The organism is Planomonospora sp. ID82291 (genome assembly GCF_015711645.1).
Taxonomy (GTDB): domain Bacteria; phylum Actinomycetota; class Actinomycetes; order Streptosporangiales; family Streptosporangiaceae; genus Planomonospora.
The window spans coordinates 698,305-711,903 of sequence record NZ_JABTEX010000003.1 but is presented as its reverse complement, the minus strand read 5'-3'; the positions used below and the strand labels follow the sequence as shown (position 1 = coordinate 711,903).

General features: G+C 73.9%; 12 protein-coding genes. 3 read left to right on the top strand and 9 right to left on the bottom strand.

Annotation, left to right across the window (positions count from 1 at the left end):
• Positions 1–8: 8 nt before the first annotated feature.
• Complete coding sequence (locus HS045_RS22435) at positions 9–605, top strand: TetR/AcrR family transcriptional regulator (protein ID WP_196453390.1); 597 nt, start codon at positions 9–11, stop codon at positions 603–605.
• A gap of 80 nt (positions 606–685) precedes the next feature.
• Here HS045_RS22435 and HS045_RS22430 read toward each other — a convergent pair whose 3' ends face one another.
• The 8 genes from HS045_RS22430 to tkt form a co-directional block, all read right to left on the bottom strand.
• Positions 686–892, bottom strand: coding sequence for a hypothetical protein (locus tag HS045_RS22430; protein ID WP_196453389.1), 207 nt, complete (start codon positions 890–892; stop codon positions 686–688).
• A 78-nt stretch (positions 893–970) separates the two neighbouring features.
• Positions 971–1,852 carry an alpha/beta fold hydrolase gene (locus HS045_RS22425; protein WP_196453388.1) on the bottom strand — a complete coding sequence of 294 codons (882 nt, stop codon included), beginning with the start codon at positions 1,850–1,852 and terminating at the stop codon, positions 971–973.
• A 52-nt stretch (positions 1,853–1,904) separates the two neighbouring features.
• Complete coding sequence (gene pgl, locus HS045_RS22420) at positions 1,905–2,681, bottom strand: 6-phosphogluconolactonase (RefSeq protein WP_196453387.1); 777 nt, start codon at positions 2,679–2,681, stop codon at positions 1,905–1,907.
• Positions 2,682–2,812: 131 nt separating this feature from the next.
• The gene (locus tag HS045_RS22415; protein WP_196453386.1) at positions 2,813–3,724 is read right to left on the bottom strand and encodes a glucose-6-phosphate dehydrogenase assembly protein OpcA; all 912 of its coding nucleotides are present in this window, start codon (positions 3,722–3,724) and stop codon (positions 2,813–2,815) included.
• Between the two features lie 2 nt (positions 3,725–3,726).
• Positions 3,727–5,334 (bottom strand): glucose-6-phosphate dehydrogenase, encoded by a 1,608-nt coding sequence (gene zwf / locus HS045_RS22410; protein WP_230884533.1) that lies wholly within the window; start codon positions 5,332–5,334, stop codon positions 3,727–3,729.
• Entirely contained in the window at positions 5,335–6,960 is a 1,626-nt protein-coding gene (locus HS045_RS22405) for a glucose-6-phosphate isomerase (protein WP_196453385.1), read from the bottom strand.
• 5 nt (positions 6,961–6,965) lie between these two features.
• Complete coding sequence (gene tal / locus HS045_RS22400) at positions 6,966–8,069, bottom strand: transaldolase (RefSeq protein WP_196453384.1); 1,104 nt, start codon at positions 8,067–8,069, stop codon at positions 6,966–6,968.
• A 2-nt stretch (positions 8,070–8,071) separates the two neighbouring features.
• Complete coding sequence (gene tkt, locus HS045_RS22395) at positions 8,072–10,105, bottom strand: transketolase (RefSeq protein ID WP_230884713.1); 2,034 nt, start codon at positions 10,103–10,105, stop codon at positions 8,072–8,074.
• A gap of 446 nt (positions 10,106–10,551) precedes the next feature.
• On the opposite strand from tkt, the gene HS045_RS22390 reads away from it, so the two are divergent.
• Both HS045_RS22390 and HS045_RS22385 read left to right on the top strand, forming a co-directional pair.
• The gene (locus tag HS045_RS22390) at positions 10,552–11,505 is read left to right on the top strand and encodes a heme o synthase (RefSeq protein ID WP_196453382.1); all 954 of its coding nucleotides are present in this window, start codon (positions 10,552–10,554) and stop codon (positions 11,503–11,505) included.
• Between the two features lie 105 nt (positions 11,506–11,610).
• Positions 11,611–12,804 carry a PrsW family intramembrane metalloprotease gene (locus HS045_RS22385; protein ID WP_196453381.1) on the top strand — a complete coding sequence of 398 codons (1,194 nt, stop codon included), beginning with the start codon at positions 11,611–11,613 and terminating at the stop codon, positions 12,802–12,804.
• Positions 12,805–12,808: 4 nt separating this feature from the next.
• Here HS045_RS22385 and HS045_RS22380 read toward each other — a convergent pair whose 3' ends face one another.
• Entirely contained in the window at positions 12,809–13,537 is a 729-nt protein-coding gene (locus HS045_RS22380; protein ID WP_307827651.1) for an ElyC/SanA/YdcF family protein, read from the bottom strand.
• Positions 13,538–13,599: the final 62 nt, after the last annotated feature.

The following is a 13,599-nucleotide window of genomic DNA, read 5'->3' as shown; positions in this document are numbered from 1 at the left end:
CTTGACACGTGTCAAGCACGCGATCGCGCATCCTGGAGACCGCCCGGCGGCTCATCACCGAGCAGGGGCCCCGGGTCTCGATGGCCGATGTGGCCCGCGCGGCCGGGATCTCCCGGCAGGCGGTCTACCTCCATTTCGGCTCCCGGGCGAGCCTGCTCGTGGCCGTCGTGCGGGACATGGACGAACGCGACGGGATCCGCGCGCGCTGCGAGAGGGCGTTGACCGGGGAGGAGCCCGTCGAGGCGTTCCGCGCCTTCCTGCGCGCCTGGCTGCGCTACGCGGCGACGATCCATCCGGTGGCCTCGGTGCTGCTGGCCTCCCGTCGTGACGACCCCGACGCCGCCGCGGCCTGGAACGACCGGATGGGCGAGCTCCACGAGGGGTTCCTCCTCGCCGCGCGCCGGCTGGGAACCGCCGGGCGGCTGAGGCCCGGCCTGGCCCCGGACGTCGCCGCCGACCTGGCGTGGGCGATGACCTCGGTCCCCGTCTGGGAGCAGCTGACCGCCGACCGGGGCAGGAGCGCCGACGAAGTCGAGGAGCACCTGGTCGGCGCCGTGATCGCCGCCCTCACCGGCGACCCGCCGCCGGAGGCCGCCCGCGGATGAGCGCCGCCGATGTCCGAGGGCCGTTCATGCCCGGGGGCCATCCGCGCCTGAGCGCCGCCCAGGCCCGGCAGCACCCGGCGCTACCCGATCCGTCCGTCCTCGGCCGCCCAGCCGGCGCACTCGCCCAGGTAGGCGCTCAGGTGCTCGGCCGCGAAGCGGCCGGCGTCCCAGTCCTCGGCGGACGCCGCCGACGGGTCGGCGCTGATGTAGGCCCGGCCCCGGCGACCGGTCCGTGGAGGCGGTGACGGGCCCGAGGTGGTCGAGGACGGACCGGAGACGGTCGCCACCGGTCCGTGCGGGCGGTGACCGGTCCGTGCGGGCGGTGACCGGCCCGGCGGGAGGGCCGCGACCGCGACCGGGCTCGCTCAGGCGCCGGCGGCGCCTCGGAGCAGTGAGCGGAGGATCTCCGCCGAGTGGGTCCACAGCAGCGAGCCGCCCGCCTCGGGGACGACGCGGCGGCGGGCGGTGGGGATGCGGCGGGCCAGGGTGGCGCCGAGGTCGGGGGAGTGGACCGGGCTGGTGTCGTGCGGGCCGTACCAGAGGTCGACCGGGACGGCGATGCCCGCGGGGTCGAACGGCCAGCGGCCCGAGGCCAGGACGGTGTCGCGGGCGTACCCGGCGGGTCCCTGGGAGAACGCCTCGGCCATGGCCCGGCGGTAGGCCCGCTCGAACGGCGGCTGCAGGTAGACCTCACGGTCGACGGCGGAAGCCCCCGCGATGGCGATCTGCCACATCGTCTCGGGGTCGCCGAAGCCGGCGAAGGACGCCTCCGCGGCGGCGGGATCGCTCGCCACGGCCTCCACCATGCCCCGGACCTGGGGGATCAGCGCGTCGGCGAATCCGGGCGCGGCCAGCTCGTCGGTGCCGGAGACGATCGCCGCGGACGTGGCGAGCCCCGCCGCCGCGCACGCCAGGGCGAAGGGCGCGCCCTGCGAGTAGCCGACGACCGCCAGGCCGTCCAGCCTGCGGTCCACGGCGAGGCGGCGCACGTCGTCCGCCCAGCCCTGCAGCGTCCGGCCGGGCGCGGGATCGGAGGCGCCGAGGCCGGGGCGGTCCACCGAGACGAGGCGGACCCCGAGGTCGTCCAGGACGTCCGCGCCGAACCCCAGCCACCGGCTCGTGGCCGCTCCCGGGCAGAGCAGCACCGGCGCCCCGCCCGTCGGCCCCCACTCGGCCCAGCCCAGCGACCGGCCGTCGGGAAGCCTGCTCCGTCCCAGCCGCTCCGGCTCCGCGATCCTCATCGTCATGACCGAAATGATGCCTAAATCACGAGATGGTGCGCATCCGAATTTCGTCCCCTCAGGGAGAGGAGATCCGGCTCAGGGAGGCGGGGATCTTCGCCGCGGAGGCGCGGTCCAGCAGGAACAGGGTGCGCCGCCGCCCCCGGGCGCCGGCCGCCGGGACCTGCACCGGTCCCGAGTCGTCCGACAGCGCCAGCCGTACGGCTCCCGCCTTGTCCGCGCCCGCCGCGACCACCCACACCTCGCGCGCGCCCCGGATGACCGGCATCGTCAGCGAGATCCGGGTGGGCGGCGGCTTGGGGGAGCCGTGCACCGCGACCGCGGGCCGGGTGTCGTACAGCGCGGGCATCTCCGGGAACAGCGAGGCCACGTGGGCGTCCGGGCCCATGCCCAGCAGCAGCACGTCGAAGGAGGGCGCCGGGCCGTGGTCCTCGGGCCGGGCGGCGCGGCGCAGCTCCTCGGCGTAGGCGTCCGCCGACTCCTCGGCGGTCAGCCCGGCGTCGGGGCCGCGCATCACGTGCACGCGCGCCGGGTCGAGGTCGACGTGGTCCAGCAGCGCCGCGCGGGCGCCCGTCTCGTTGCGGTCGGGGTCGCCGGAGGGCAGGAAGCGCTCGTCGCCCCACCAGACGTCCAGGTTGCGCCAGTCGACGGCGTCGCGGGCCGGGCTGGCGGCGATCTCGGCCAGGGTGGCGATGCCCACGGTGCCGCCGGTCAGGACCAGGGAGGCCGAGCCCGTGGCCGACTGCGCGTCGACCAGACGGGTGATCACCCGGGCGGCGACGGCCTTGGCCAGCATGTCGGCGTCGCGGTGGACGACGACGTTGGGAACACTCACAGCGCGCTCTCTCTGATTCGAGGAATCGGAAGACCCGCGGGGGTCGCGGGGTCGCGGAGGAACCGGAAGGCCCGGAGCCGCGGGACCCGGCGGGAGGGCGTCCCGCGGACCGGCCGCGGGACGCCCTCCCGTCAGGACTTGTGCGTGCGGGCGACCCGCCGGATCGCCGCCTCGTAGACCTCGTCCGGGTCCAGCCGGCGCAGCTCCTCGGCGAGCAGTTCCGCCGTCGGCCGCCGGGTCAGGGCCACCTGGCGGTTCGGCTGCCCCGGGCGCGACAGCGTGGCCAGCCGCGCGTCGGAGCGGCTGATGACGATGTCGCCCTCGGCGGTGGTCAGCCTGACCGCCGTCAGGCCGGGGCCGCCGGACTCCGCCACCTTCATCGGGGCGCCCAGCCGCTCACCGAGCCAGGCGGCCAGCAGCGGGGCGCTGGAGTGGTCGGGCGAGCCCTCCACCAGGCCCCTCTTGACCTTGCCCACCGGCTGGTCGAACGCGGCGGCCAGCAGGCTCCGCCACGGCGTCAGCCGGGTCCACGCCAGATCGGTGTCGCCCGGCACGTAGGCCCGGGCCCGGCTCGCGATCGCCCGCACCGACGGCGTCGCCGCACGGGCGTCGACGATCCGGCGCTGGGCGAGCGCCCCGACCGGGTCCTCGGCGGGCACCTCCGGGGACTCCCCCGGCCACCAGGCGACCACCGGCGTGTCGGTGAGCAGCAGAGGGCTGACCACCGAGTCGGCGTGCCGGGTCAGCTCGCCGTACAGCCGGAGCAGGATCACCTCGCCCGGCGTGCTCTCGCCGACCCGCAGCTCCGCGTCGAGCCGGTTCGGCTCGTCGGCGCCGCGGGTGATGACGACCAGGATCCGCGAGGGGTGCTCGCGGGCCGCCTCGGTCGCGGCGCGCACCGCGTCGTACTGGCTGCCCTCGTCGCAGAGCACCACCAGGGTCAGCACCATGCCGACCGCCGGGCTGCCCAGCTGGTGGCGCAGATGGGTGAGCTGGGAGGAGATCTTCGACGCGGTGGTGTCGGTGAGCATGAAGCTCGTCATCGTTAGAGCCTCCTCCAGACGCGTCCGTCGCGGGCCATCATCGCGTCGGCCGAGGCCGGGCCCCAGCTGCCCGCCGGATACTCCTCCGGCGGGCCCTGCGAGGCCCAGAACTCCTCGATCGGGTCGAGGATCTTCCACGACAGCTCCACCTCGCGCTGGTGCGGGAAGAGCGGCGGGTCGCCGATCAGCACGTCCAGCAGCAGCCGCTCGTAGGCCTCGGGGGAGGACTCCATGAACGACTCGCCGTAGGCGAAGTCCATCGAGACGTCCCGGACCTCCATCGCGGTGCCCGGCACCTTGGAGCCGAACCGCACGGTGATGCCCTCGTCCGGCTGGACCCGGATGACCAGGGCGTTGTGCCCCAGGATCTCGGTGTCGTCCTTGCTGAACGGCAGGTGCGGCGCCTTCTGGAACACCACGGCGACCTCGGTCGTCCGGCGGCCCAGCCGCTTGCCGGTGCGCAGGTAGAACGGCACCCCCGCCCAGCGGCGGTTGGCGATCTCCAGCTTGATCGCGGCGTAGGTCTCGGTGATGGAGTCGGCGGGGATGCCCTCCTCCTCGACGTAGCCGACGACCGGCTCACCGCCCTGCCAGCCCGCGGCGTACCGCCCGCGGGCGGTGGCCAGCGACAGGTCGTGCGGGAGCTGCACCGCCTTGAGCACCTTCTCCTTCTCCCGGCGCAGCGAGTCGGCGTCGAAGGAGGTCGGGTCCTCCATCGCGACCAGCGCCAGCAGCTGGAGCAGGTGGTTCTGGATCACGTCGCGGGCCGCGCCGATGCCGTCGTAGTAGCCCGCCCGGCCGCCGATGCCGATGTCCTCGGCCATCGTGATCTGGACGTGGTCGACGTACCCGCGGTTCCAGATCGGCTCGAACAGGTTGTTGGCGAAGCGCAGCGCCATGACGTTCTGGACGGTCTCCTTGCCCAGGTAGTGGTCGATGCGGAACACCGAGCTCTCCGGGAAGACCGCGCTGGTGATCGCGTTGAGCTCGTGGGCGCTCTTCAGGTCGTGCCCGAACGGCTTCTCGATGACCACCCGGCGCCAGGCCCCGGCGGGGCCGTGCGCCAGATCGGTCCGCTTGAGCTGCTCGACCACGACCGGGAAGAACTTCGGCGGCACCGACAGGTAGAACCCGTAGTTGCCGCCGGTGCCCCGGGTCTCGTCGATCTCCTTGAGCATCATCGCCAGCGCGTCGAACGCACCGTCGTCGGTGAACTCGCCCGGACAGAAGAAGACGCCCTCCGACAACTGCTTCCAGACCTCCTCGCGGAACGGCGTGCGCGCGTGCTGCTTGACCGCGTCGTACGTCAGCTTCGCGAAGTCCTGGTCGGCCCAGTCGCGGCGGGCGAAACCGACCAGGGAGAAGCCCGGGGGCAGCAGCCCCCGGTTCGCCAGGTCGTAGATCGCCGGGAGCAGTTTCTTGCGCGCCAGGTCGCCCGTCACGCCGAACAGGACCAGTACACACGGTCCCGCCACGCGGGGCAGGCGCTTGTCGCGGGGGTCGCGCAGCGGGTTGGCCGCCACGACCTCCTCGGTGGTGCCGGTGACCGCGGCCGCCGATGCGGCGGCCACGGACTCCTCGGGGGTGCCCACCTGCTCCTGGTCGGTCATTCAGACCTCCCGCGCTGCCGCGAGCAGGCGCGCGACCCCGGCCGCGCGGTCGGTCAGGTGCAGTCGCACGGTCGGGCGCGCCCGGCCGGTCAGCGCGCCCTGGTCGCCCAGCGCCTGGGCGAGCTGGAGCCGGCCCAGGGTGTACGGCTTGCCCGGCACGTCCAGGTCGGCCTCGACCGCACCGGTGATCTGCAGGAACACGCCGTTCTGCGGGCCGCCCTTGTGGTACTGGCCGGTGGAGTGCAGGAACCGGGGCCCCCACCCGAAGGTGACGGGCCGGTCGGTGCGTACGGCGAGCAGGCCGCGCAGCGTGGCCGGGTCGGCCGCGCTCCACGCGTCGGTCATGGCCTCGAACGAGGCGCCCTCGGCCACGGGGGCGTCGAAGGCCGCCTCCCGGTCGAGGTAGGCCATGATCGCCAGGTAGCCGCCGTCGTCCGGGATGTCCCGCAGCAGCCGGGTGAACACCTCCGACAGGTCCTTGGCGTCCTCCAGGCCCTCGCCGTACACCTCGACGGGTCCGTCGACCAGCGCCGGAGCGCCGGCCGGCAGCTCGCCGGCGGCCAGCAGCCGGTTGGTGTTCTCCTTGGACTCGGTCACGTTCGGCTGGTCGAACGGGTCGATGCCCAGGACCCGGCCGGCGACCGCGGTGGCGTACTCCCAGACGAGGAACTGCGCGCCCAGCGGGCCGGCGACGGTCACCGAGCCGTCGGAGTCGATCCCGGCGACCAGCTCGTCGTCGGCGTCGGTGGGGTCGGCGCCGACGATCGGCAGGATGCCCTTGCCGGACTTGCCGGTGGACTCGGCGACCAGCTGCTCGATCCAGTCGGGCAGGCCGTTGATCTCCGACAGGCCGTCCTCGAGGACCAGCTTGTCGCGCCCGGCCAGCGCGGCGGCGCCCAGAGCGGCGCCGAGCTCCAGACCGGGGTTGCCCTCGGCCTGCGCCAGCAGCGGCTGCACCGCGGCGGCGTCGTCGAGCAGCTTCAGCACGTCGGCCCCGGCCAGCGCGCTGGGCACCAGGCCGAACGCCGACAGCGCGCTGTAGCGCCCGCCCACGTTGGGGTCGGCGAGGATGACCGGGTAGCCCGCCTCGATGGCGGACTGCTCCAGCGGCGAGCCCGGGTCGGTGACCACGACGATCCGCTCGGCCGGGTCGATCCCGGCGTCGCGGAAGGCCTGCTCGTAGATCCGGCGGTGGCTGTCGGTCTCGACCGTGCCGCCGCTCTTGCTGGCCACCACGACGACGGTGCGCTCCAGCCGGTCGGCCAGGGCGCGGCCGACCTGGGCCGGGTCGGTGGTGTCGAGCACCGTCAGCGGCACGTCGGCGCTGGCGCAGATGACCTCGGGGGCGAGCGAGGAGCCGCCCATGCCGGCCAGGACCACGTGGTCCAGGCCCTGCGCCCGGGCCCGCTCGACCAGGATGCCGATCTCGGGGAGCAGCTCCCGGCTGGTCAGGGGCAGGGTGAGCCAGCCCAGGCGGACGGCCGCCTCGGCCCGGGCCTCCTCGCCCCACAGCGTGGCGTCGCCCGCGGACAGGCGCTCGTGCACCCCGTCGGCGACGAGGGACCGGACCGCCTCGGCGGCCTGCTCGGCCAGACGGTCCTCGTTGAACGTCACGGAGACTGCCATGGGACTCACGCCTTCCGCAGTTCGGCGGTGACGGTGGCCAGGAGCTCGTTCCAGGAGGCCTCGAACTTCTCCACGCCCTCGTCCTCCAGCGTCCGCACGACGTCGTCGTAGTCGATCCCGGCCTCCTTGAGCGCGGCCATGGTGTTCCAGGCCTGCTCGTAGAAGGGGCGGATCGTGTCGCCGGTGATCCGGCCGTGGTCGGCGGCGGCGTCGAGGGTCTTCTCCGGCAGGGTGTTGACCGTCCCGGCGGTGACCAGCTCGTCGACGTAGAGGGTGTCGGGGTAGCTCGGGTCCTTGGTGCCGGTGGAGGCCCACAGCGGACGCTGGGGACGCGCCCCGGCGGCCTGCAGCGCCTGCCAGCGCGGGGAGTTCATGACCTCCTCGAAGGCGGCGAAGGCCAGGCGGGCGTTGGCGATCGCGGCCTTGCCCTTGAGCGCCTCGGCCTCGGGGGCGCCGGTCGCCTGCAGGCGCTTGTCGATCTCGGTGTCGACGCGGCTGACGAAGAAGGAGGCCACGGACTCGATGCCGGCCAGGTCGAGGCCGGCGGCCTTGGCCTGCTCCAGACCGGTCAGCCAGGCGTCCATCACGGCGCGGTAGCGCTCCAGGGAGAAGATCAGCGTGACGTTGACGCTGATGCCCTCCCCGATGGCCTGGGCGATCGCGGGCAGGCCCTCGACCGTCGCCGGGATCTTGATGAACAGGTTGGGCCGGTCGACCATCCACCACAGCGCGCGCGCCTCGGCGATCGTCTTGTCGGTGCTCCGGGCCAGGCGCGGGTCCACCTCGATGGAGACCCGGCCGTCCACGCCGCCGGTGGCGTCGTAGACCGGGCGCAGCACGTCGGCGGCCCAGCGGATGTCGTAGGTGGTGATGGCGCGCACCGCCTCCTCCACCTCCACCCCGCGCACGGCCAGGTCGTGCAGCTGGGTGGCGTAGGCGTCGCCCTTGCTCAGCGCCGAGGCGAAGATGGTCGGGTTGGAGGTGACGCCGACCACGCCCTTGTCCCGGATGAGGGACTGAAGGTCGCCGCTGCGCAGGCGCTCGCGGCTGATGTCGTCCAGCCAGATGGAAACACCGTGGCCGGAGAGGCTCTTCAGGATCTCGCTCATGATCAGTTTCCCGTCGTCTCGCCCTTGTCGGCCCCGGTCTTCGCGAGGCTTCCCTTCGCTGCGGCCACCACGCGCTCGGCGGTGAGGCCGAACTGCTGGAAGAGGGTGCGGTAGGGGGCCGACGCGCCGAAGTGCTCCAGGCTCACCACCACTCCGTCGTCTCCGACGAACTCCCGCCAGCCCAGCGCGATGCCCGCCTCCACGGCGACGCGCGCGCGCACCGCGGGCGGCAGCACGGTCTGCCGGTAGGCGGCGTCCTGGGCCTGGAACCACTCGACGCACGGCATCGACACGACCCGCGTCGGCACGCCCTCGGCCTCCAGGGCCGTGCGCGCCTCGACGGCCAGCTCGACCTCCGAGCCGGTGGCGATCAGGATCACCCGGGGCTGGCCGTCGGAGGCGTCCTGCAGGACGTAACCGCCCTTGGCGACCTTGCCGGGGTCGGCGGTGCCCTCGTAGACCGGCAGGTTCTGCCGGGTCAGCGCCAGCGCGGCCGGGCGGTCGGTGTGCTCCAGCACGGCCCGCCACGCGGCGGCGGTCTCGTTGGCGTCCGCCGGGCGGACCACGTCCAGGCCCGGGATCGCGCGCAGCGACCACAGGTGCTCGACCGGCTGGTGGGTCGGGCCGTCCTCGCCCAGGCCGATGGAGTCGTGCGTCCACACGTAGGTGACCGGCAGCTTCATCAGCGCCGCCAGCCGTACGGCCGGGCGCATGTAGTCGCTGAAGACCAGGAACGTGCCGCCGTAGGGGCGGGTGCCGCCGTGCAGCGCGATGCCGTTGAGGATCGCGCCCATGCCGTGCTCGCGGATGCCGAAGTGCAGCGTCCGGCCGTAGGGGCCGCCCGGGAAGGCCTTGGTCTGGTGCTCCTCGGGGATGAAGGACGGCTCGCCCTTCATCGTGGTGTTGTTGGACTCGGCCAGGTCGGCCGAGCCGCCCCACAGCTCGGGCAGGACCGGAGCGAGCGCGCTGAGCACCTCGCCGGAGGCCTTGCGGGTGGCCACCGAGGAGCCGGCCTCGAAGGCCGGCAGCGCCTTGTGCCAGCCGTCGGGGAGCTCCCGCCGGGAGACCCGGTCGAACAGCTCGGCGCGCTCGGGGGCGGACTCCCGCCAGGAGGCGTAGGCCTTGTCCCACTCGGCGCGCGCGGCGCGGCCGCGCTGGACGACGCGGCGGGCGTGCTCCAGCACCTCGGCCGGGACGTCGAAGGACGTGGCCGGGTCCATGCCCATGGCCTTCTTGGTCGCGGCGACCTCCTCCTCGCCGAGCGCCGCGCCGTGGATCTTGCCGGTGTTCTGCTTGCCGGGCGAGGGCCAGCCGATGACGGTCCGCAGCCGGATGAAGGACGGCTTGTCGGTGACGGCGCGGGCCGCCTCCAGCGCGTCGTACAGCTCCTGGACGTCCTCGACGTAGTCGCCCGTCCGGGTCCAGTCGACGGTCTGCACGTGCCAGCCGTAGGCCTCGTAGCGGGCCAGGACGTCCTCGCTCAGCGCGATCTGGGTGTCGTCCTCGATGGAGATGTGGTTGCTGTCGAAGACGACGACCAGGTTGCCCAGCTTCTGGTGGCCGGCCAGGGCGCTGACCTCGTGGCTGATGCCCTCCTCGATGTCGCCCTCGGAGGCGATGCACCAGACCATGTGGTCGAACGGCGAGGCGCCCGGCGCGGTGTCCGGGTCGAACAGGCCGCGCTCGCGGCGGGCGGCCATCGCCATGCCGACCGCGTTGCCGATGCCCTGGCCGAGCGGGCCGGTGGTGGTCTCCACGCCGGCGGTGTGGCCGTGCTCGGGGTGGCCCGGGGTCAGGCTCTCCCACTGGCGCAGCATCTCCAGGTCGTGCAGGGTGAGGCCGTAGCCCGACAGGTAGAGCTGGATGTACAGGGTCAGGCTGGAGTGGCCGCAGGACAGCACGAAACGGTCCCGGCCGGCCCAGGCCGGGTCGGAGGGGTCGTGTCGCATCACGTGCTGGAAAAGCAGGTATGCGGCGGGGGCCAGGCTCATCGCGGTGCCGGGGTGGCCCGACCCCGCCTTCTCTACCGCGTCCATCGCCAGGGCCCGGACGACGTCGACCGCACGGCGGTCCAGGTCGGTCCATTCGAGGGCTGGCACGAGTTCGCTGCTCAAGTGCTCGATCTCCGGATCTAGTCGTATCGGTGGCGCCGGTTGGCATTTCCCGCCCACAACGGACCCTAACGGTTCGACCTTGCTACCGTGGCGTAGGCCCAGCCGGAGCGCGGTCACGGGAGTTGTGAGCAGCACCGATGACCTACCCAGTGAGAGGCGTCCCACTGCGGGCCGGAGCGGGGGCCTCGCCGGGGCCCCGGCGCGGGCCGCACGGGGGACTCGCCGGAGGCCTTCGCACCCCCGTGCCGGGACCGCCCCCCGCTGCAACTACAGTGAGTCCACACGCTGGCTGGTGCCCGCATTCACGGATCCGCGTCGTCGATCACGAGGTTGAGCAGTTGACCCCGCACGTGCTGGAAGCGCCCTAGATGGTGCTGACCGACAAGCAACCGACGGCCCCGCTCCAGGAGGGCGCGGCGCCGGACGACGCGCCGCGCTCGCTCGGCGACGTGGTCAAGGCCTACGTCGCGCTGACCAAGCCGCGGATCATCGAGCTGCTGCTGATCACCACGCTGCCGGTGATGTTCCTGGCCGCCAAGGGCCTGCCGCCGCTCTGGACCGCCGTCAACACGCTGGTGTTCGGCACCCTCTCGGCGGGCAGCGCCAACGCGCTGAACTGCTACATCGACCGCGACATCGACGCCGCGATGCGCCGCACCCGCCGCCGCCCCCTGGCGCGCGACCAGGTGCCGCCCGGCAACGCGCTGGTCTTCGGCCTCGTCCTCGGCGCCGTGTCGACCCTCGGCCTCGGGCTGACGGTGAACTGGCTCGCCGCCGGGCTCTCGCTCGCCGCGAACCTCTTCTACGTCCTCGTCTACTCGATGGTCCTCAAGCGGCGCACCGCCCAGAACGTGGTGTGGGGCGGCATCGCCGGCTGCATGCCGGTGCTGATCGGCTGGGCCGGGGTCACCGGCCGCCTGGACTGGGCCCCCGTGGTGCTGTTCGGCGTGGTGTTCTTCTGGACGCCCCCGCACACCTGGACCCTGGCCATGCGCTACAAGGAGGACTACGCCGCGGCGAAGGTCCCGATGCTCCCGGTGGTCGCCACCGAGCGCCGCGTGGTGCTGGAGAGCATCGTCTACACCTGGGCGACCGTGCTCTGCTCGCTGCTGCTGTGGCCGCTGGCGGGCACCACCCCGCTCTACCCGGCGGTGGCCGCCGTGCTCGGCGCCGCCTGCCTGTGGGAGGTGCACAGCCTGCTGGGCCGGGTCAACGCGGGCAAGACCGGGGTGGACCTGCGGCCGATGCGCTTCTTCCACTGGTCCAACGCCTACCTGGCGCTGCTCTTCCTCGCCGTCGCGATCGACTCGATGCTCGTCTGAGCCGGCGGTGTCCGGCAGCGCCCCGGCCGGCGGCCTGCACCGGCATGACCGCAGGTGGACGGGTGGCCGGGGGACAGCCTCCGGCCGATCGGTTACCGTTGCCCCATGGCGAGCCGCGATCCCCGATGGGTGTTCAAGGACCGCCCGTCCGTCGGGCTGATCGCCGGGCTCGTCGCGACCGGGCTGTGCGCGCTGGTGTCGTTCTCCTTCGACCTGCGCCACGGCGACCCGGTGCACTTCCTCATCGCGCTGGCGCTGGCGCTGGCCCCGGTCCCGGTGCTGCTGGCCGCGGTGCTCGCGCTGGACCGGATGGAACCCGAGCCGCGCGGCAACCTGGTCTTCGCCTTCGGCTGGGGAGCGGGCGTGGCCGTCCTGGTGGCGGGCGTGGTCAACTCCCTGAACCTGCTCTACCTCTGGCAGTCCGCGATGCTCGAGCAGACCGAGGCGCGCAACCTCGCCGCGACGTTCGGCGCCCCGCTGGTCGAGGAGACGATGAAGGGCCTGGTGCTGCTGGGCCTGCTCAGGTTCCGGCGGGCGGAGCTGGACGGGCCCACCGACGGCGTCATCTACGCCAGCATGGTCGGCCTCGGCTTCGCCATGAGCGAGAACGTCAGCTACTACGTCAGCGCCCTCGGCGACACCGGCGCGCAGGGCCTGGCGGTGACCGCCGTGCTGCGCGGCGTGCTCTCGCCGTTCGCGCACCCGCTGTTCACCTCGATGATCGGCATCGCGGTGGCCTACGCCGCCCAGCGCCACCGCCCGGGGCAGGTGGGCGTCATCGCGGCGGGCTGGGTCGGCGCGATGCTGCTGCACGGCATCTGGAACGGCTTCACGCTCTACGCCGGGTTCACCGGGCTGGCCGGCGCCTACCTGCTGCTGATGACCGTGCTGCTGGTGCTCATCGGCGTGGTGGTCCGCGACCGCAGGCGCATCGTCGGCCTGATCCAGACCTACCTGCCCGCCTACCAGGCGACCGGGCTGGTGGGCCCGCAGGACGTCTACATGCTCTCCTCGCTGCCCGGCCGCCGCCAGGCCCGGCACTGGGCCAGGACGAACGGCGGGCGCGCCGGGCTGCGGGCGATGACCGACTACCAGCTCGCCGCCACCGAGCTCGGCCTGCTCCACGAGCGGGCCGCGCACCGGACGATCGGCGAGCGGACCTTCGACGAGGAGCAGTACGCGCTGCTGCAGTGCATGGCCGAGGCCCGCCGCAGCTTCCCCGCGGCGGCGGTCCCGGCCGGAGGGCAGGAGAACGGGGCGGCCCCCTGGAGCCGCCCGCCCGGCGGACGGGCCCCGTAGCCGGTCAGCCCCGCGCGCGCAGCGCGGCGTCCAGGGTGGTCTCCCGGGGGCCGGGGAAGACCGGATCCGAGCGCAGCACCACCGCGTCCAGGAACCCCTTCGCCGCCGCCCCGAACTCGCGGACCGCGTAGGCGTAGGTGGTCGAGGCCCACCGCCGGGCCGAGTCGTCGCCGACGCCGGAGGCCTCCAGGCCCGCCGCGCGGCACAGCGCGACGGCCCGGGGCAGGTGGAAGACCTGGGTGACCACGGTCAGCCGGGTGGCGCCGAACACGTCGCGGGCGCGCACGCAGGAGTCCCAGGTGTCGAAGCCCGCGTAGTCGAGGACCAGGGCCCGGCCGGGCACCCCGCGGGCGAGCAGGTGGTCGCGCATCGCGGTCGGCTCGTCGTAGCCGCGGCGTCCGTTGTCACCGGAGAGCAGCAGCGCGCGCACCCGCCCCGCCCGGTACAGCTCGGCGGCGACGTCCAGCCGTCGGGCCAGCATGGGGGAGGGGCGCCCGCCGTGCACGGCCGCGCCCAGCACCAGCGCGACGGGCGCCTGCGGCACCTCGGCCGTCCAGCCGGGGGAGGAGTCGGCGACCACCCGGTGGCCGGAGCTGGTCAGCCAGGCCCAGGTGAGCGGGGCGACCGCCAGCACGCTCAGCGCCACCGCCGCCTGGTAGCAGCGGCGCAGCGCCGCGCGGGAGCGCCGGACGGACGCGAGGAGGGACACGGGGGCGGACACGGAGGCGGACACGGCGCGGGGGACCGTACGGCGCGGCCGCCCGGCCGGAGGTCCGGGCCGGGGTCCGGGACCGT